This is a genomic window from Clostridioides sp. LIBA-6822 (assembly GCF_056688955.1).
The window spans coordinates 2,467,359-2,488,067 of record NZ_CP196995.1 but is presented as its reverse complement, the minus strand read 5'-3'; the positions used below and the strand labels follow the sequence as shown (position 1 = coordinate 2,488,067).

Sequence of the window (20,709 nt, the reverse complement as noted above, 5' to 3'; positions counted from 1 at the left end):
ATAAATATAAGATATAAATGTCGATTTTTATTACAAATTGTTACCAAATATATGTACACCTGAACTAAAATCTTGGAAATTGTAACTAAAATGTAAATTTTTCCTCTAATCTATCTAATATTATGGAAACTTTTTGTAATTTATGATATAATAACAAATATATAATTATTAAATTATAATAAATGACTATAGCGTAGATTTAGTACTATGCTATAGTCATTTTTGAATTAAACTTGATATATCAAGGGGGAAGAATATGAGAACAATTAAAAGAGTTTTAGCATTAGGTCTAACATTAGCTATATTTCTAATAAATGTACCTAATGTAAATGCATTAACATCAGATACTATTAAAGGTAACAATATATATGAGACAGCTGGATTAATAGCAGACAAGAAGAATTATGATACAGCGATTATGGTAAATATGGATAGTTCAATAGCAGATGGTCTTTCGGCAAGTGGTCTTGCTGGTGCTGTTGATGCTCCAATTTTGCTTGCACAAAAAAACAACATTCCAAATGAAACGAAACAACGATTAAAAAATGTCAAAAAAATATACATAATAGGTAAAGAATTATCGATAAGTAAGTCAGTAGAAACTGAACTTAAAAAAACAGGAGCACAAGTAACTAGATTAGGTGGAGATGACAGAATAAAGACTAGTTATAGCGTTGCTAAAGAGGTAAGTAGTATTAAAAAAGTTGATGAAGTGATATTAACTAATGCATATAAAGGAGAAGCTGATACTATAAGTGCAGCACCTGTGTCAGTAAGAGACGTAGCTCCTATAGTACTTACAGATGGAAAAAGTGTTCCTTTTTCAACAAGTGATGTAAAATCATATGCAGTAGGTGGAAGTATCTCTATGAGTACTAGTTTAGTTAATAAGACCAACTCTAAAAGACTTGGTGGTTCAGATAGATATGACACAAATAAGAAAGTTATAAAAGAATTTTATCCAGATGCATCAGAATTTTATTTAAGCGATGGATATGATTTAGTAAATGCACTTACAGGTTCTACAATTGCTAAAGAAAATCCAATTGTGTTGGTGTCAGAAAGTAGTGATAAATCTATATTAGCAGGAGCAGACAAAATTACTAGATTAGGTACAATAAGTGATAGCATATATAATAAATGTGTTTCTGCTGCACAGAATAATGGTGACTCATCTACAAAAGGTGACTCTCCTATGAAAAATGAGACAAGCATATTAGGTGAACCAACAGCCAGTTTAGAGGCTTGTTTAAAATGGGCTAAATCTAAAAGAGCTAATGATTTATTTATAGAATTAATACCAATACTGTATGATACTGCTGTTCAAGAAGGTGTAAATCCTGTATTAGCAGTAGCTCAATCTGCAAAAGAAACTGGTTTTTGTAATTTTGGTGGGGTATTAGATGCATCATTCAAGAATCCTTGTGGACTTAAGACTTCTTCAGGAGGTTCTGATACTGATAAGAATGCCCACTCAAGATTTGATACGTGGGAAGAAGGAATATTAGCTCAAATTCAACATTTATGTTTATATGCAGGACAAGATGGTTATCCACTTTCAAATCCAGTAGACCCTAGACATGAAAAATCTTTACTTGGGAAAGCTAAAACAGTTGAAGGTCTTTCTAATAATTGGGCTGGAGGTCAATATGGACAAGATTTAGTTAGAATGATGGGGGAAATTGAAGCTACAAAGTAATTAAAGCATTAATTTAAGATATGCTTATTAAAGCTTATAAAATAGCAGACAAATAAGGAATGATTATTGTGAAAAAGAATAATATTTTTAGTATCATATTTCCCACAATTATAATGATATTAATGTTTTTAACCTTTGCTACAGATATATTTAATATACCAAATGTTCAAGCTAAAGGGATTTTCGTAATAGGGATGGTATTAATTTTTCCAGTTGCCTTTTTAATACAGGGGATAGTTTGTGTATTAAATAAAACTAATTGGATTTTATCACTTGTAGTGTCTTTAGTAACTTATATAATATTAATGTATATATTTTTAAATGATTCAGCATATGTATATGTTTTACTTTATGCAGGTTTCTATATGATTGGGCATATAACTGGTAAACTCTATTACAAAATTAAGACTTTTAGAAGTTAAATAAGAAAGCGTATGAAAGAGAAGTGTCTTTAATGATTTTCTAAAATCAAAAATAGAGGCTTCTTTTTTATGTAAAAGTATGTAAATAAAATTTAACTCTTATAATATTCTTTTAACACTTGTATACAATGAACTCGTAGTATAATTGAGATAGATAAAATAAAGGGAGGGATAATATGAATTTAATAGATAATCATATTCATACTAATTTTTCAAGTGATGGAAAGGATTCAATGGAAGATACAATAAAAAAAGCTATAAGTATTGGCGTTAGATATTTAACTTTTACAGACCATTTAGAGCATGATGAAGATAGAGATTTTTGCATTAATTATAATGACTATGTTCCAGTGTTCAATAAATTCAAAGAAAAGTATAAAAAGGACATAGAGTTATTATTAGGAGTTGAAGTTGGTTATAGAAAACATCTAAAAAATGAAATAGAGGAAATAATAAATTCTAATCCTTTTGATTTCGTATTGTGTTCAACTCATACAATTGATAATGTACCTGTTCCATCAAAAGAGTATTTTAAAGGCCTTAGCAAAGAAGATGCATATTATAAATATTTTAATAGTATACTTGAAACTAATCGTGAGTTTAGAGACTATAATATATATGGGCATTTAGATTATATATCTAGATATGGAATATATTCAGATAATAGAGTTATATACAATGATTTTAAAGATGTTATTGATGAAGTTTTGAAGTCAATAATCAATAATGGAAGTGGTATAGAGCTAAATACTTCTGGCTATAGATATGGATTAAATGCTATACATCCAAATGAAGATATATTAAAAAGATATAAAGAGCTTGGAGGGTTTATAGTTACTGTAGGTTCAGATTCTCACAGAGTAGAAGATATATGTAAAGATTTTGATGTGGCCTATGATATGCTTAAGTATCTTGATTTTAAATATGTATCTTTATTTAAAGAAAGAGAAACTTATTTTGTAAATATAGAAAAAGTTAAATCTAACAATATAGCTTAGAGTATGTTTTGAGATTAATTAACAGATAGTAAAAAAGTTAATAGTATAATATTGTATCCTCTAGAAAAATACTAGAGGTTTTTATTTTGCAAAAATAACTATATAGAATTAAATTCAATAAGATAATTTATTTTAAATTGGCTAGAATATCGTTAATATATTTTACTATTATATATTTTTATTGTGATATAATAGTAAAATATATTAACCTATCTTTAAATTATGCAAATTATTATAAAGGAGGGAGAAAATTAAATTGTCTAATAAAAATAAAGAGAGTATAAATTTAAGCAATCCAATCAAAAAAACTACTCAAAAAAATTTAACAAAAGAAGCTATATTACATATACCTATGAGCAACTATGCCTATGGTTATGATAAAGAAACATTACATATAAGACTTAGAACTAAAAAAAATGAAGCAAAAAAAGTAATTTTAAGAATAGGAGACCAATATGTATGGGATAAAGGTGGTGCAGGAGGAGGAAATTTAAATGCATCTGGAATTGGCTGGTCTGGTGGCTCAAATATAATAATGGATAAAGAATTGGAAACCGAATTATTTGATTACTGGATAGCTAAGTGCAAACCCTTAAATAAACGCTCAAGATATGGGTTTATAGTAGAAGGTCAAGAAGAAAAGATTCTATTCACAGAAAAAAGAATAATAGAGTTGGGAAATGAAAGTGATGAAAAAGAATTGTGCGAAATAAGTAATTTTTTTGGATATCCATATTTAAATTATATAGATATACCCAAGGTACCAAATTGGGTGAAAGAAACTGTTTGGTACCAGATATTCCCAGATAGATTTGCAAATGGTGACCCATCTATAAATCCAGAAGGAGTGGACGAATGGGGAGCTATTCCAACAAGAGATAATTTTACAGGTGGAGATTTACAAGGTGTGATAGAACACTTAGATTATTTGAGTGATTTAGGGATAAATGGAATTTATTTTTGCCCTATTACAGTTGGAAATACAAATCATAGATACGATACGATAGATTATATGGAGATAGACCCTTTATTAGGGAATAAAGAGACTTTAAAAAAACTAATAAAAGAAGCTCATAAGAGAAATATAAAAATAATGTTGGATGCTGTTTTTAATCATATAGGATATTATTCTAAACAGTGGCAAGATGTAGTTAAAAATAAGGAAAACTCTAGATACAAAGAGTGGTTTTATATAAAAGATATGAGTAAAATTGATACTCCAATAGAACAAATAGATGAAAAAAACATACCCTATGAGACCTTTGGATGTGAAAAATATATGCCTAAACTTAATACAGAAAATTCAGAAGTAATAGAATACTTATTGAGTGTAGGTAAGTACTGGATACAAGAATTTGATATAGATGCATGGAGATTGGATGTCTCAAATGAAGTAGACCATGTTTTTTGGAGAAAGTTTAGAGAAGAAATTAAAAAAATAAAACCAGAGGTATATATACTAGGAGAAATTTGGCATGGTAGTTTACCATGGTTAATGGGTGACCAATTTGATTCAGTTATGAACTATTTGATGTCAGAAGCTATGAAAAAATTCTTTTGTACAGATGAGATAAATGCTGAAGAATTTAAATACATGATAAATGATATAATGGTAAGTTATCCAATGCAAGTTAGTGAAGTTACTTTTAATTTACTTGGAAGCCATGATACTACAAGGATACTGAATTATGCTAGTGGAAATATTGATAGAGTTAAACTCGCATATTTGTTTATGTTTATACAATCAGGGAGTCCTTGTATATACTATGGTGACGAAATTGGAATGGAAGGAGAACTAAGTTCAATATCTGAAGGACAAAGAAAATGTATGGAATGGAATGAAGAAAAATGGAATAAGGATATATTTGATTTTATGAAGAAGATTATTAGACTTCGTAAAGAAAATAAAGAACTTAGGTCTATGTCTAATGAATGGGTATTAGTAGATAAGGAAAATGGAACAATTTTATTAAGAAAAGAATCCATTTCTGTAATAATAAATAATTCATCTAGAGATATAACTTTAAAATTGCCAGATTATTTGGCAAATAGAAAATCAAAAGATTTATATGAAGAAAAAATAGTAGATTTAAAAGAAGAAATAATATTAAAAAAATACAAGTTCCTCATTTTAAAATAATATAAAAACGTATTTATTTTAGAGTTCATGATAATTTCATGATAAAGTTTTATACTATTAAAAAAACATTATTAATCATGATAAACAAATGCAGTACAATTTTATAAAGAAACTATTTGTAGTAAAATAAATGAAGTAAATTTTTTATTTGAATAAAAATAAATGTTAACACTTCTAATCATTCTGTAATTTAGTAAAAACAAGTAATTACTGAATAGGTAGGAGGAAGTAAAGATATGAATGACTATAAAGAGCATATAGTTATAGTAAAATCTGGGGTTGTAAATCTAATTTTGGGAGTTACATTTTTATTAATTGGAATTATTATAAATGTATTTCTTGTATATATTAAATTATATTATATAGTGCTAATTACTTTTGTATTTACAATGTATGGATTAGCTTCAATTATCAATTATATGAGAAAGTATATTATTTTTGACTTACATAGTATTAAAGTTCGTAAATGTATGGGAAGTGAAAAAGAGTATTCATATCATGATATCACTAAAATTTCAATAAATAACAAGAAGCAAGGGTGTCCAGTCAAGATATATGTGGATAAAAATAAAATTGTAACTTTTTTTATATCTGATAAAAATTATATGTCTGCTATAGCTGAAATGAAGCGAAGAGGGTTACCTTTTGATAATAAAGCCATAGACTATATATCAGATACTCCATTATGGGTTCCAATTTCATATAATGAAATTAAAGAGTTTTGTAATGAAGCTTCACGAAAACTTGAAAATCAGATTCAGGAAAATCTATATAAAATAGAAAAAGAGTTGGAAACAGATATATCTTTTTCTTTTGGTATAGATGTTCAACAAAATCCGTTCATATGTGTATTTTTAGTGTGTGTTATGAAGAATGAAAACTATACAAAATTTGCAAAAAAATACAGAGGAAAAGAAGCATGGGCTATATTTCCAGTGTATATGGTTGGACCAAAATTGTATAAAAAAGAAATTGAAAAAGGAAAATTTATTTGTAACATAAACTATTTAAATGCTTTTTCTGGAGTAATGTGGTCGAATTTTTGTAGAACGATAAAAAAACAAGGTGTACAAGAAAGTAAAATGGAAATGGATTTTGAATTAAAGACTAAATTAGAATAGATAATTCCATAAAAAATATCTTAAATACAAGAGATAGGATATAAAATAAATTGATTATTAGTTTAAAAAATTCTTGTAGAAAGAGGAAATAAGAATGATTGAAGCATTTATATTTGATTTAGATGGTGTAATTACAGATACTGCATACTATCACTATATGGCTTGGAAAAAACTAGCACATAATGTTGGTATAGATATAGATACAAAATTTAATGAATCTTTAAAAGGAATAAGCAGAATGGAGTCGTTGGATAGAATATTAGAATTTGGAAATAAAAAATACTTATTTTCAGAAGAAGAAAAATTGAAAATGGCTGAAGAAAAAAATAATAATTATGTATCATTAATAGATGAGATAAATTCAAATGATATTTTGCCTGGAATAGAAAGTTTGTTAAGTGATATAAAATCTAATAATATAAAAATAGGCTTATCTTCTGCAAGTAAGAATGCAACAAATGTATTAAATCATTTGGGTATAAGTGATAAATTTGATTTTATAGCTGATGCAGGAAAATGTAAAAATAGCAAACCACATCCAGATATATTTCTTATGTCAGCAAAAGGACTTGATGTAAATCCCCAAAATTGTATAGGAATAGAAGATGCAAATGCAGGGATAGATGCTATAAACTCTGCTAATATGTTTTCTGTTGGAGTTGGAAACTATGAGAATTTAAAAAAAGCAAATTTAGTTGTAGAATCAACAAGTCAATTAAATTTTGAATATATACAAGAAAAGTATAATGAGTATATGGTTAGGAGAATTATATGAAATGTTTATTTAATAATATAGATGAATGGAAGATTACACAAGACAAAATTGAAATCAAAGAAAATAGATTAGCAGAATCTATAATGAGTATAGGTAATGGTTACATGGGTATGAGAGGAAACTATGAGGAAAACTATAGTGGATATACTCATAAGGGTTCTTATATAGCTGGAGTATGGTTTCCAGATAAAACTCGTGTTGGATGGTGGAAAAATGGATATCCAGAGTACTTTGGTAAAATTCCTAATTCAGTCAACTATATAGGGATAAGAATTTTCATAGATGATGTAGAATTAGATTTAGCAAAATGTAAAATTGAAGATTTTTATAGAGAACTAGATATGAAAAATGGTATTTTAAATCGTAGATTTATTGTACACATAAATAATAAAAAATTTGAAGTTAACATTACTAGATTTTTAAGCATATCAGTTAAGGAGTTAGCAGTAATTAAATACAGTATAAAAGCATTAAATTCTGATGCTAAAATAAAGTTCATACCATATTTAGATTCAAACATAAAAAATGAAGATTCAAATTATGAGGAAGAGTTTTGGAATGGAGTTTCTTCAAGTTCTTTAGAATATCAAGGAAGCATACTTTCTAGAACAAAGGAAAATGCATTTAATACACCAGTATTTACTGTGGGTGCAATGATGCATATTAAGGCAAGTGGTAAGATAAAAGACATATCTCATACAAATGACTATAATTACTGTGAGAATTCAATAACAATGGATATTCTAAAAAATGAGGTTGCTAGTATAGAAAAATATGTATCTATAACTTCAACTAGAGATTATAAGGAAAGTGAGTTATTAAGAAAATGTGAAGATATTTTAAATAGAGAAATACCTAAAGGTTATAATGATATATTAAATGAACATATCAAATTATGGAATGAAAGATGGCAAAGTGCAGATGTAAAAATAAATGGAGATAAAAGCAGTCAACAAGGCATACGATACAATTTATTTCAACTATTTTCAACATATTATGGAGAAGATTCAAGATTGAATATAGGTCCAAAAGGCTTTACTGGAGAAAAGTATGGAGGGGCTACTTATTGGGATACAGAAGCATTTTGTGTTCCAGTATATCTAGGGGTAGCAGATAAGAAAGTAACTAGAAACCTTCTGGAATATAGATATAATCAATTGGAGCAAGCAAAAGATAATGCAAAAAAACTAGGACTTAAAGGTGCCTTATATCCAATGGTTACATTTGATGGAGTAGAATGCCATAATGAGTGGGAGATAACATTTGAAGAAATACACCGAAATGGAAGTATCGTATATGCAATATATAATTATACAAATTATACAGGTGACTTTGAATACATAAAAGAAAAAGGAATAGATGTAATAATAGAAATAGCTAGATTTTGGGCTAGTAGAGTTCATTTATCTATAAAAAAAGATTTGTATATGATACATGGTGTAACTGGTCCAAATGAGTATGAAAGTGCGACACGTTATATAATGAAAAGTTATATCGCTTAATAACTTCAATTTATTAAGTAGAACTGATAAATCAATTAGTCAAATGATAGGGTAACGCCTTGAAGGGCTAACACTAATACTCCGAATGGCTATCATATGTTAAGATATGAGGTCATAAGCTCGGTAAAGTCAGCCAGGATTGTAACCTAAGGCTCTATATGATTCGCTATGTCGATTGACGAGGTTCTAACGGTCTGAACCCAACTATAGAATCTATAGAGAAACAGGAAATGGGGCTAGAGGTAGTCAATTACAAAGAATAGGTTGGGTGTCTATAAAATGGCTATGGTTAGTATGTGTGTAAAAAGCACTGACGAATCTCAGAATGTACGGCTCAATAATTCGGCTTTGTAGAAATGCAAAGGAGTCTTCAAAAGACTGTTCTAGAGGTAAAGTAAGATTTTTCGTTATGAAATACCTTATATTGTTAAAGGCAATATTGTTAGAACTGGGCTATATGAGAAACCTAAGGTCATATGTAAAGATAGATTTATTGGAACGTGGAAAGCTAATGATATGGAGGCTCTTAACAAGCCAATGATATAGTAGTAAGGAAATTAAATTTCACAATATATATAAAATTCAATATATATAAAATAAACTTTGCATATATTTATTAAAATATGCATTGACAAAAATGGAAAAATATGTTGAATTAGTTCTCCGTTTGTAGTATTATGAATTATCAATGTAATTTAATTGATAAAATACACACATCAAGGAGAGATGAATATGAGTTTCATACTAGATTTAAGTTATTCAGCTAGGTCAGTAACAGGGGAATTGATAAATTACCCAGGGCAATTTAACAAGATAACAAAAGATTTAAAGGTAGGACAGACAACAACAGTACTTACACAAGAAGGATATAAAAATATAACTCTGGTGGGTCAAAAGATAAATCCTCTACAACAAATATTTAAAGACCAAGGTCAAAGCTATATTGCAGAGGACATCTTCATAGAAACACCAAGAGTTAAAAATAATACTAATCTGCCAAGAAGTATTATGGATATGTTCTAACAGTAATAAAAAGTTATAGAGAAAAGTGAAAATAAATTTCACTTTTCTCTATATAAATATATATAATAACTTAAATCTATAACCACTATGAATCATATTATTAAATATAAAAATTTAAATAACTTACTTTTACATTAGTGAGAGTAGAGTCACAGTACCGTAGAAGCCATGATAATAAGTGGTGGAGGGATAGGCTCAAGTCAAATATTCAAAAACGTCAAATTATTTCAAATAAGATTAGGGTTCACTGTAAGACTAAGAAAGATTATACTCACGCAAATATAAATAAGACGAGGAGATAATCGACCTAAGCAATGTATAATACAGATAAGAAAGCTATATTAAAGAAAGCACTTAAGAAAGATACACTTAGATATAATGAATATTATAATATGCAAAATGTTTTTGATAATTTATACAAACAAAGTAAAGAAGGAAGCAAATTCAAAAATCTATTTAATATTATAGCTAGTGATGAGAATATTCTATTAGCATATAGAACTATAAAATCCAATAAAGGAAGTAAAACTCCTGGGACTAATAGACACACCATAAAGTATTGGGAAGACAAATCTACGCAACAGTATTTACAATATATTAAAAGTAGATTAAATAACTACAGACCTCAAATGGTTCGTAGAGTTGAAATTCCAAAACCCAATGGTAAAATGCGACCTTTAGGAATTCCTTGTATAGAAGATAGACTGATTCAACAATGTATTAAGCAAGTTTTAGAACCAATAGCAGAAGCAAAATTTCATCCTTATAGTTTTGGTTTTAGACCTAACAGAAGCACAGAACATGCTATAGCATACACATGTAGGAAAATAAACAGAGATAGCATGTACCATATAGTGGACATAGATATTAAAGGATTCTTTGATAATGTTAATCATAGTAAATTGTTAAAACAACTATGGACATTAGGAATACAAGATAAGAAACTTTTAAGTATCATAAGTTCAATGCTTAAAGCAGAAGTTGAAAATGAAGGTATATCGAATAAAGGAGTACCACAAGGAGGAATATTATCTCCGTTATTAGCGAATATAGTATTAAATGAATTAGATTGGTGGATTAGCAACCAATGGCAAACATATCAAACTAAATATAATTATATACACAATAAACATAAATATAGAGCTTTAAAAGGGACTAATCTTAAAGAAATGTATATAGTTAGATATGCAGATGATTTCAAAATTATTTGTAGAACCCATGACCATGCTAATAGAATATTTATTGCTGTAACCCAATGGTTAAAAGAAAGATTGGGATTAGAAATTAGTCCCGAAAAATCACAAATAACGGATGTTAGAAAATCTAACTCAGAATTTCTAGGATTCAATATTAAAGCCATTAGGAAACACAAGAAATCTGTAGCCTATACAAACATGACGGATAAAGCAATGAAACATGTCGAAAACAGTTTAAGAGACCAAGCTAAATATATACAAAAACACACAAGCGAAAAAAGTGTGTTTATATTAAACAAAATTATAGCAGGGACTCAAAATTATTATAAGATTTCAGCGAACGTAAATTTAGATTTTCATAGAATATATTATAATCTTTCTAAATGTTTTACAAATAGGTTTAGATTAATTAAATCAAAAACTGGTACGAAAACAAGAGAATATGATAGTAGATATGAACGTTATGAGGGAAAAGTTTTATATGTATGTAAAGTCGCAATTTACCCAATACATTATGTTCAAACTAAACCCCCAATGTTATTTAATCAAACAGTTACTAATTACACTCCAGAAGGAAGGGCTATAATCCATAAACGGTTGGGTTATATAGATACAGATATATTAAAATATCTTACATACCATCCAGCTATAAATAAAAGTGTAGAATTCAATGATAATAGGTTGTCATTATATTCAGCACAGATGGGAGCGTGTCCATTAACTGGATTTCCATTAAATATAGATATGGAAGTTCATCACAAAATACCTTTAAGCAAAGGGGGTGATGATAAGTATAGTAACTTAGTTTTATTAAATAAATACGTACATAAACTTATACATGCAACTAGAACTGAAACAATCTCATATTATCTTAACAGATTAGATTTAAATAATAAAGACTTGAAAAAGGTGAATAAATATCGTATTAAAGTTGGAAATGAAATAATTTGAATGATAAATATTTGAGGGAACGCCGTATGAGGTGAAAGTCTCACGTACGGTGTGGGTCGGGGGAAAAGACGGAGATAACATCAAACTCTTACCTATCGACATACAATATCAACAATAATTGGTATACTAATTATATAGCTAAATGGTGCTTAGAATATGCTGTAGAAAATGTATTAAAATTAGAAATAGAATATAGTGAATGTATTGACAGAAACAGTGTAACTAAAGAAGAAGTTGAGCTATGGCAAATGATATCAAAAAAAATCTATCTGCCATATGATGATGAGTTAAAAATAATAGTTCAAAATGATAATTTTTTAGATAAAGAATTTATAGAAGTAAAAGATTTGCCAAAAGAAAATCTTCCTCTTAATCAAAACTGGTCCTGGGATAGGATTCTTAGGTCTTGTTTTATAAAACAAGCAGATGTATTACAGGGAATTTACTATTTTGGAAATAGATTTACTAAAGAAGAAAAAAAGAGAAATTTTGATTTCTATGAAAAATATACTGTACATGAATCTTCTTTATCTTCTAGTATTTATTCCATTATTGCTTCTGAAATAGATGATTTGGACAAAGCTTATGAATTATACTCAAGAACTGCTAGACTTGATTTAGACAATTATAATAATGATACCAATGATGGACTTCATATAACTTCTATGTCTGGTTCATGGCTTTCTATTGTGCATGGGTTTGCAGGTATGAGGACATGGGATGAAACATTATCTTTTGACCCTAAGTTACCTAAAGAATGGAGAGGTTATTCTTTCAACATAAGCTATAAAGATAATATTATTAATGTAGATGTATGTAGTGATTTAATTAAAATAGAAAATTTAAAAGGTAAGCCAATAAAAATTATTGTATATGGTAAAAAATATATATTAGAAAAATATATAAAAATTGATAGAAATAAATTTAAATAATATTTTTATTATGTAAATAGTTAAAATAAGTTTATCTAATTATGAATTTATTTTAACTATTTTTGTTTAATAGAAAACTATATATTATAACAATAATCGTGCTTTTAGTTAAATATATTTCATAAATCTTCATAAAATCTTCATAATTTCGTAAAGAAGATGTAACAAAAATAAGATATATTGTATTCAGCAGATAAATAAGGGAGGACAATAATTATGAAGAATAAAAAATTCATTGTTATAATACTGATAATATCAGTTTTAATAGGTGTAGGAGTAAAAGAATATTTCACTAGAGAGATAAATAAGGAAGATATAGAGGTCAGTAAATATATAAAATATGCTGATTTGGCAAGTAAAAATAATGTACAAGTTAACTGGAAGTATGTAGCTTCTATTGTTGCTGTATTGAATAAAAATAACTTGAAAGATATTAAAGATTCACAAATAAAAGAAGTATCAGATTTATTTGTTAAAAATTTTTCTAAAAATAATAAAATAAATAAATTAAGTAATGTTCTGGATGAGTTAGAATTTAGTAATAAACAAAAAAGAGTGGTTGATAATTATATTGATGAGCTTAAGGAGTATGGCATAAAGCCAGAAAGATTGAAGTCTGATACACAGTATATGAAGTTTATAAACGAAATTAAAGCAGAAGCTATACAAAATTACGAAGATTATAAAATACTTCCATCTATAACTATTGCGCAAGCTATAATCGAATCTAGCTGGGGCAAGTCAACTTTAGCAAAACAACATAATAATCTATTTGGTATAAAGGCGGATGTTTCTTGGAAAGGAAAATCAGTGACTTTAGAAACAAAAGAACATTTAGATACAATTATAGATGATAAATTTAGAATATATGATGATAAAAATGAATCTATAAAAGACCATGCAAAATTTTTGGCTACAAATAAAAGATATAAAACCAATGGTGTGTTTGACGCAAAAACGTATATATATCAAGCTAAAGCATTAGAAAAAGCTGGTTATAGTACTGCAAAGGATGAAAATGGAAATAGCATATATGCAGAACGTTTAATAGAACTAATTCAACAATATAATCTTCAATTAATAGATAGTGAAATTCAAAGTGAAATGTAACTTTGACGTAACATAAGGATGATATATTTATCGAGGAGGTGGCTTTTATGAAAAAAATAGTCTCGATATTTATAAGTTGTATGGTTGTTGTAACTACTCTTACTGGATGTAGTAGTGGTGAGGTGGCTAATAGCACATCATCCATGTATAGTGTTAAAAATTTGGATTTTAGCTTTGAAGTGAAACCTGAAACCTTTGAGGTATCAGTTGAATCCGGTGGTTCAAAAGAAAAGATATCTGAACCATCAAAAGAAAGGAAGGTATCAAATTTTAAAAAGACGAGTACACAAGCATCGTGGACATATCCTGATGAAAACATAGACATAAATATAAAAAAAGAGGACAATTATTTAGATGTAAATATTAAATCTAACTCAGAAAAAGAAACGAGCTTTAATTGGCCTAAAGTTGAAGGTGAAAGCTATGTACTACCACTTTATGAAGGTAAGTTTATTCCAAGTAATGATAAGTACTGGAAAGAGCATTTAAATGAATCAACTTATAATGTTATAGAATCTTTTTCAATGCAATTCTTTGCAGTAAACAAGGCAAAATATTCTGTGCTCTATATTATTGAAAATGAATTCAATAATGAAATTGAATTTAGTTCTAAAGATAAGATTAATTTTACATTTAAACATGAATATCCAAGTATCAATAAAAATAAAGAATATGGATTTAAAGTATATTTGACTAATAAAAATATTACAGATGTAGCAAAAACTTATAAAAACTATATAGTTGATAAAGGAGAGTTTAAAACATTAAAAGAAAAATCTAAGGAAAATAAGAATATTGAAAAGCTTTATGGAGCACCACAAATTTATTTTGGAGATAAATCTATAATAACAATAAATGATATTAAATGGAATAAATTAAAAGAAAACTTATCAGATAATTTGGTTAATTGGATGAAAGAACTTTTAAGTATGAAGCCTGATGATAGTGAATTTATAGAAGTGATTAATCAAATAAAAACTCAAGATTATATAGATAAATATCAAAAGAATCAAATAGTTCAAGTATTTAATGAAGTTATGCAGATGAATACTTTTTATAATGACAAAGTTTTTAACAGCAAGGATAAAGAGATAAAAAAAGTACTAGATAAAGGTATATCTAAATTAAATAGAGTAGAACTTATAGAATTTAACAAGAAGTTATTAAAATCAAAGTTGGGAGACAGTGTGAATAATGTTGATACATGGGCAAAGTATAATACAATTGATGTGATTAATGATATCAATAAATCTGGTATTAAAAATGCTTGGATAGGCTTTGATGATATGGAAGAGGGTTATATATCCCCAGAGATGGTTAAAAGAGCTAATGATTTAGGGTATCTAGTAGGACCATATGATTCATATCATTCTATACACAAGCCAGGGGAAGAAAAATGGAGTACGGCGTCATTTAAGGATAAATCTCTATATGAAAATGCTACTATAGAAAATAAAAAAGGTGAAAAAGAAACTGGATTTCAAGGAGAAGGAAGAAAGCTAAACCCTACATTGTCTTTACCAAGTGTGAAAGAGAGAGTACAAAGTATATTGGAAGAAGGATATAAATTTAATTCTTGGTTTATAGATTGTGATGCTACAGGTGAAATATATGATGATTATTCTCCAAATCACATAACAACTCAAGCACAAGATTTAAAGGCTAGACTTGAAAGGATGTCATATATAAGAGATAATGCAAATATGGTTATAGGTTCAGAAGGTGGAAATGATTTTTCAAGTAGCACTATAGCATTTGCACATGGACTTGAGACACCAGCATTTGCTTGGGTAGATAAAGATATGAGTAAGAATAAAGAAAGTGAATATTATGTTGGTAAATACTATTCTCCAACAGGAGGAGTACCAGAAGTATTTTCAAAGCAGATACCTGTAAAAGAGAAATATAAAAAAATATTTATAGACCCAGTTTACTCTCTGCCTTTATTCAGATTAGTTTATAATGATTCTGTTATATCTTCTCATCAGTGGTTATGGGGAACTTTCAAAATTAAGGATGAGGTTGGAAGTAGAATGATGAGAGAAGTATTGTATAATACACCACCTATGTATTATATAGATAGAAATGAATGGGAAAAACACAAAGATGAAATAATTTCTCATAATAAAATATGGTCAGAGTTTAATAAAAAGGCTATTAAAAAAGAAATGACAGACTTTAAATTTATTTCTGAGGATAGATTAGTTCAAATGACTGAATATGGAGAAGATTTAAAGGTAGTAGCTAATTTCTCTCAAAAGGATGTCAAGTATAAGGATGAAGTTATAAAAGCAAATTCTCTGGTAATATATGATGAAGATAATAAAGTTGTATATAAACCAGAACAATAGATTTAATGAAAATAAAGATTGTTTAGATTTTAAGTAAAAAATAATATAATATTTATTTAGTTTATATTAAAATAGTGGCTATATTAATCTTAATAATTGATATAGTCACTATTATTTATATCTTTTTTAGTATACGACTCTAAAGTAAAATATTCAAAAATTCGTTTTTGTACTTCTAATTTATCTTCAGCAGCTGATTTTATTTTAGAAATTATAGATAAAGTTCATATATATCGAAAATAAATAAACATTATGTCAAATGGCCATTCTGAAATAAGAATCAATCTAGTCATTTGACTTTAAAAAATATTTTTGAAAAAATGTCAAAATGGATGTTTTTAGTTATAATATGATTTTATTATGATATTTCGTTCTTATATAGATGCTTAGCAAGAATTGAGATTAATAGCATAATTATAAACATACATATTATAGGTATATAAACTTTAAGACTAAAAACTTCAAATAATTTACCATGCATAATTTGACCAACTGGGGCAACACATTGTGATACAGCTGTAATAGTGGCCATTACCTTTCCCAATAATTCATTAGGCGTTTGTTTTTGAACAATAGTTAGAACAAATACAGCAATAATTGTCATAGACATAGCTACAGGTATAATACAAATAAATAGTAGTATAAAAGATGGATAATATCCTAGTCTGAGCATTGAAGGTGAAATTGAAATAGCCATTGGTATCATCAGAATACTAATTAGCATTAACCAGCGATATAGTGTATTCATCTTCATTTTTTTTGCAAATAAGCCTATTGAAAGTGCACCTAAAACACTGCTAAATTCGATAATTCCTATTCCTATACCATACATATTATTACTACTGTTCATCGTTACACGTAAAATATATTGTATTCCTACAAGTAAAAATGGAGTTAAAAATAAATTTAAAGAAGCTGCCAGAATCATAGCTTTACTAATATAAGGTTGTTTTATGATATAAGAGAACCCTTTTTTCATGTCACTAACTATGGTCATTACTATATCTCCATTAAGCTCTCTTTTATTAAAAGGTATATAAATAAATATCTCCATCACTGCTGATAGAAAAAATGAAATGCAGCTTATAATAAGAAGCATCTTAATTCCAATAAGACCATATAAAAAACCTCCAAGTACAGGAGCAAACATACTTGAAAGTGCACCTATTCCATTTACAATTCCATTTGCTTGTTCTAAATCTTTTTCATTTACTATTAAAGGTATGCTTGCCTGTACAGTAGGTTGATACATACAACTAATAATAGATAGGAGTATCATAACAATTCCAATCAATACAATAGAATCATTTAGAGTAGAAAAAAGACAGATAAAAATGAGAATAATTATAGAACTCATAAAATCAAATATAACCATTAGATTTCTACGATTGAATCTATCAGCTATTGCACCACCAATTGGGGACAATAGAAGTGGAATATTTGATATTGCATATAAAGTTGCAAATATATCTGCACGACCTGTTATATCTAAAATATAAGTAGAAAGAGCAAATCTTAATAATGATGAACCCAGTATAGATATAATTTGACCAAGTACCATAAGGTTAAAGTTTTTGTTAAAAGAATTATTTATTTTATCTAAATTTTGCATTTATAGAACACCCCTCTTTTTTATGACTGACCGTCAGTCTAATAAGATTATAATAAACTATATCCAAAAAGTCAATAGTATATATACAATGAAAAATTTTAAAATAAGTTTTTACTGTTAATATAGAAATCAATATATATGAAAGATTATTATGTCTTAAAAAGGATAAGAGCTATATGGTGAATAATAAAAAATGGGTAATTTAGAAGAGTTTTTATGAATAGTATTAATATATAGATATAGGGAGATTGATGTGATTATGTATGAAAATAATAAGGTAATCTATAATTTTGAAAGATGTGAAAGACTAGAAAATACTTTTTATTTATCTCAATTTAATACATATAAAAATTTTAAGTTAACTTCTAAAAAATCCATAGTAAATTCATTGGAGACATCTGTTTGTAATATGAATATTCATAATATAAGTCTTGTTGATACGATGGAGTGTGTATCATTAGAAGATGAGCAAATGACAGGAAAGAAGTTAATTTTAGTTGGTGATATAGATACTAATGTGATACTAGATTATGTGGGAAATAAGAGAAATAGAAGCTCTAATAAGAGAAATATACTTAAGTTAAAAATACCTTTTAGTACATTTATACAAATGCCTAGAAGAATAGAAAATAAAGAGAAAATTAATTTAAAGTATCTTATACAAGATATGACATCGTCTATTTTAGATGATAATAATTTATTTATTAGTGTGACTGCAATTATAAGTTATGAAAATAGTTCTAAAATGGAGTAATCTTTAAATTATAGAAAGGTGGATGCAATGAGAATAACTAAAACTACTTTTAATGATGTCTTTTCAAATGATATAAGTGGAAGTATTTTAAAAGTAGAAAAATATGTTGATAAAAAATGTGCATCTGTATTCGAAATTTTGACTTATACTATTATTGTTACAAATACGAGTAGATATAAAACAGGAAATATATTTTTTAAAGATTATATTTCTAAATATATAGAATTTATAAATAATACTGTAAAAGTTAATGGTATTATAAAATGTGGATTAGACCCACAACAAGGTTTTTACATAGGAAAAATAGATGCTAATTGTAAAAAAATAATATCTTTTAAGAGTGTAGTTTTGCCAAATTCAGCATATAGAGTTATAAAAAACAATGCTAATATATACTATTATTATAAGTGTACCCTAGATAAATTTCCAACAAGAATATCAGTAGAAAGCAATAGTGTTTATACCAATATAAACAAAACTGTATTTAAGCAGTTGAATATAAGTAATTCTTTAAAGATGCCTAAAAACCTAAAAGATATATTAAAAGTAAACATAAATAGTAAGATACTTGATGTTAAACCTATAAAAAATCCTACAAACAAAGGAAAAGATTTAAAACTGTGTAATTTAATAGTTTTTGGTAGTATAGAATTTGAAATGGACTATAGTTGTAGAAATAGGAGTAAGTTCAAAGTAGTGAACAAGTCTGATAATATTCAGAAAGAAAAGGGTTATGATAATGATTTACAAAATAATAATGAAAATGTAAGTGACTGTAAGAAACAAACAAGTTTTAATGAGAATAAAGTAAAAAATATAACAAAAACTTTTGGATTTTCTTGTTTTATTTGTTCACCAGTTGGAATAGTTTATGAGGATATGAAAAATATAAATGTAAAAATTGAACATACATCAATAAATGAGTTAAATACAGATGAATTATTTATAAATACATCACTTTTATTGTATTATTAACTCTTCAAAGCTAAAATTTAAATTTATTAAACTAGCATTTTGTTAAATAAAAAAACATAGATATTGATATATATTGTATATACAAATAATTAATAGAAATTCTTAATTTTAAGTAATTCTAAATAATAAGTATAATATAATATTTTAAAAGTGTAGATTTATGATAAAATAAGACAAATATGTTAAAAAAATGATAATCACAGAGAACTTTTGCCTTCTTCAATTAATATATTATTATTAGTAATAACTTTAAAATTATATTACTATTATATAAAAATTGGCTTAAAAGAAGGTGAAAAAAGTAAATGAAAATATGCATAACAGTAGGTCATAGTATACTAAAGGGTGGCAAAAGTACAGGTGTAAGTAGCATAGTTGATGAATATAACTATAACAAAAAATTAGCTCCTATGTTAGCTGAGATGCTTATAAGTCAAGGTAATACAGTAGATGTAATAGTTTGTCCAGAAAGACATTTTATGTCAGAAAGAGAAGAATTTTTTTATAGAGTTCCAAAAGTAAATAGTGGTAAATACGATTTATTAGTAGAGCTACATTTAAATAAAGGTGATGGAACAAAACTTGGGACAGAAGTGCTTTATTATGGTAATGAAGGGTTAGAATATGCCAAAAGAGTATCTAATAAACTTGGAGAATTATTTGAAAATAGAGGAGCTAAAAAAAGAGAAAATTTATATATATTGAGAAATACAAATCCAGTTGCAATACAAATTGAAAGTTTTTTCTGTGATAATGTGAATGATTGTAATAAAGCAAATGAAGCAGGTTATGATTGTATAGCAAGATTAATTACAGAAGGTATATTGAATAAAGATATAAGTATGTGAGATTATGGCGATTTAGGTGTTGATTAATACCTTTCAATTTTAGATACAAACTAAAACACAATATATTAGTATAATTTAAACTTGCGAAAGACATGTTATTTTGGTTATTAACAAGAAATACCCCTTGAAAGTATTGATTTATCAATATATTCAAGGGGTATTTAAATACAGAAATCTAGCTTGTTTAGAGCTAAACTATAGCTTTATATAATATCTATTTTATGTTAAATATAATAAATAATATAAAAATGTTATAACCTTGTATTATAATAATATAATGTAGAAAAATATAAGAGATAA

General features: G+C 27.0%; 16 protein-coding genes. 15 read left to right on the top strand and 1 reads right to left on the bottom strand.

From position 1 onward, the window contains the following. The first annotated feature begins 256 nt into the window (after positions 1-256). The 12 genes from ACTG48_RS11940 (at position 257) to ACTG48_RS11885 (ending at position 16,220) form a co-directional block, all read left to right on the top strand. Positions 257-1,699: a cell wall-binding repeat-containing protein gene (locus ACTG48_RS11940; RefSeq protein ID WP_479916948.1), complete on the top strand. Its 1,443-nt coding sequence runs from the start codon at positions 257-259 to the stop codon at positions 1,697-1,699. A gap of 68 nt (positions 1,700-1,767) precedes the next feature. Next, entirely contained in the window at positions 1,768-2,121 is a 354-nt protein-coding gene (locus ACTG48_RS11935; protein WP_479916947.1) for a hypothetical protein, read from the top strand. A 176-nt stretch (positions 2,122-2,297) separates the two neighbouring features. Beyond that, on the top strand, positions 2,298-3,119 hold the full coding sequence (locus tag ACTG48_RS11930) for a histidinol-phosphatase HisJ family protein (RefSeq protein WP_479916946.1): 822 nt from the start codon (positions 2,298-2,300) through the stop codon (positions 3,117-3,119). A gap of 256 nt (positions 3,120-3,375) precedes the next feature. Beyond that, positions 3,376-5,259 (top strand): glycoside hydrolase family 13 protein, encoded by a 1,884-nt coding sequence (locus tag ACTG48_RS11925; protein WP_479916945.1) that lies wholly within the window; start codon positions 3,376-3,378, stop codon positions 5,257-5,259. 236 nt (positions 5,260-5,495) lie between these two features. After that, a complete protein-coding gene (locus ACTG48_RS11920) occupies positions 5,496-6,380 on the top strand; it encodes a hypothetical protein (protein ID WP_479916944.1) in 885 nt (294 codons plus the stop codon). A gap of 94 nt (positions 6,381-6,474) precedes the next feature. Next, positions 6,475-7,155 carry a beta-phosphoglucomutase gene (gene pgmB, locus ACTG48_RS11915; protein WP_021385051.1) on the top strand — a complete coding sequence of 227 codons (681 nt, stop codon included), beginning with the start codon at positions 6,475-6,477 and terminating at the stop codon, positions 7,153-7,155. Next, complete coding sequence (locus ACTG48_RS11910) at positions 7,152-8,657, top strand: hypothetical protein (protein ID WP_479916943.1); 1,506 nt, start codon at positions 7,152-7,154, stop codon at positions 8,655-8,657. The genes pgmB and ACTG48_RS11910 overlap by 4 nt, the downstream gene beginning before the upstream one ends. 732 nt (positions 8,658-9,389) lie before the next feature. Then, the gene (locus ACTG48_RS11905; protein ID WP_479916942.1) at positions 9,390-9,680 is read left to right on the top strand and encodes a hypothetical protein; all 291 of its coding nucleotides are present in this window, start codon (positions 9,390-9,392) and stop codon (positions 9,678-9,680) included. Positions 9,681-9,994: 314 nt separating this feature from the next. Further along, positions 9,995-11,827 carry a group II intron reverse transcriptase/maturase gene (gene ltrA / locus ACTG48_RS11900; RefSeq protein WP_479916941.1) on the top strand — a complete coding sequence of 611 codons (1,833 nt, stop codon included), beginning with the start codon at positions 9,995-9,997 and terminating at the stop codon, positions 11,825-11,827. A 74-nt stretch (positions 11,828-11,901) separates the two neighbouring features. Beyond that, the gene (locus ACTG48_RS11895) at positions 11,902-12,759 is read left to right on the top strand and encodes a glycosyl hydrolase family 65 domain-containing protein (RefSeq protein ID WP_479918793.1); all 858 of its coding nucleotides are present in this window, start codon (positions 11,902-11,904) and stop codon (positions 12,757-12,759) included. A gap of 216 nt (positions 12,760-12,975) precedes the next feature. Beyond that, positions 12,976-13,869 (top strand): glycoside hydrolase family 73 protein, encoded by an 894-nt coding sequence (locus tag ACTG48_RS11890; protein WP_479916940.1) that lies wholly within the window; start codon positions 12,976-12,978, stop codon positions 13,867-13,869. A 47-nt stretch (positions 13,870-13,916) separates the two neighbouring features. Beyond that, entirely contained in the window at positions 13,917-16,220 is a 2,304-nt protein-coding gene (locus tag ACTG48_RS11885; RefSeq protein WP_479916939.1) for a glycoside hydrolase, read from the top strand. A gap of 358 nt (positions 16,221-16,578) precedes the next feature. Here the strand turns inward: ACTG48_RS11885 and ACTG48_RS11880 are convergent, their stop codons facing one another. Then, positions 16,579-17,832, bottom strand: a complete 1,254-nt coding sequence (locus ACTG48_RS11880; RefSeq protein WP_021385055.1) for an MFS transporter — start codon at positions 17,830-17,832, stop codon at positions 16,579-16,581. Between the two features lie 259 nt (positions 17,833-18,091). On the opposite strand from ACTG48_RS11880, the gene ACTG48_RS11875 reads away from it, so the two are divergent. The 3 genes from ACTG48_RS11875 to ACTG48_RS11865 all read left to right on the top strand — a co-directional run bounded on the left by ACTG48_RS11875 (position 18,092) and on the right by ACTG48_RS11865 (position 20,409). Further along, complete coding sequence (locus tag ACTG48_RS11875) at positions 18,092-18,586, top strand: hypothetical protein (protein WP_021385075.1); 495 nt, start codon at positions 18,092-18,094, stop codon at positions 18,584-18,586. A 27-nt stretch (positions 18,587-18,613) separates the two neighbouring features. Continuing rightward, entirely contained in the window at positions 18,614-19,561 is a 948-nt protein-coding gene (locus ACTG48_RS11870) for a hypothetical protein (RefSeq protein WP_021385066.1), read from the top strand. A 305-nt stretch (positions 19,562-19,866) separates the two neighbouring features. Then, on the top strand, positions 19,867-20,409 hold the full coding sequence (locus ACTG48_RS11865) for an N-acetylmuramoyl-L-alanine amidase (RefSeq protein ID WP_021385077.1): 543 nt from the start codon (positions 19,867-19,869) through the stop codon (positions 20,407-20,409). The last annotated feature ends 300 nt before the right edge of the window (positions 20,410-20,709 follow it).

Bases quoted from the DNA above. Each gene is read 5' to 3' on its own strand.
- ACTG48_RS11885 (WP_479916939.1), top strand. From the start codon at position 13,917: ATGAAAAAAATAGTCTCGATATTTATAAGTTGTATGGTTGTTGTAACT.
- ACTG48_RS11940 (WP_479916948.1), top strand. From the start codon at position 257: ATGAGAACAATTAAAAGAGTTTTAGCATTAGGTCTAACATTAGCTATA.
- ACTG48_RS11870 (WP_021385066.1), top strand. From the start codon at position 18,614: ATGAGAATAACTAAAACTACTTTTAATGATGTCTTTTCAAATGATATA.
- ACTG48_RS11930 (WP_479916946.1), top strand. From the start codon at position 2,298: ATGAATTTAATAGATAATCATATTCATACTAATTTTTCAAGTGATGGA.
- ACTG48_RS11920 (WP_479916944.1), top strand. From the start codon at position 5,496: ATGAATGACTATAAAGAGCATATAGTTATAGTAAAATCTGGGGTTGTA.
- ltrA (WP_479916941.1), top strand. From the start codon at position 9,995: ATGTATAATACAGATAAGAAAGCTATATTAAAGAAAGCACTTAAGAAA.
- ACTG48_RS11865 (WP_021385077.1), top strand. From the start codon at position 19,867: ATGAAAATATGCATAACAGTAGGTCATAGTATACTAAAGGGTGGCAAA.
- pgmB (WP_021385051.1), top strand. From the start codon at position 6,475: ATGATTGAAGCATTTATATTTGATTTAGATGGTGTAATTACAGATACT.
- ACTG48_RS11890 (WP_479916940.1), top strand. From the start codon at position 12,976: ATGAAGAATAAAAAATTCATTGTTATAATACTGATAATATCAGTTTTA.
- ACTG48_RS11875 (WP_021385075.1), top strand. From the start codon at position 18,092: ATGTATGAAAATAATAAGGTAATCTATAATTTTGAAAGATGTGAAAGA.
- ACTG48_RS11880 (WP_021385055.1), bottom strand. From the start codon at position 17,832: ATGCAAAATTTAGATAAAATAAATAATTCTTTTAACAAAAACTTTAAC.
- ACTG48_RS11910 (WP_479916943.1), top strand. From the start codon at position 7,152: ATGAAATGTTTATTTAATAATATAGATGAATGGAAGATTACACAAGAC.
- ACTG48_RS11905 (WP_479916942.1), top strand. From the start codon at position 9,390: ATGAGTTTCATACTAGATTTAAGTTATTCAGCTAGGTCAGTAACAGGG.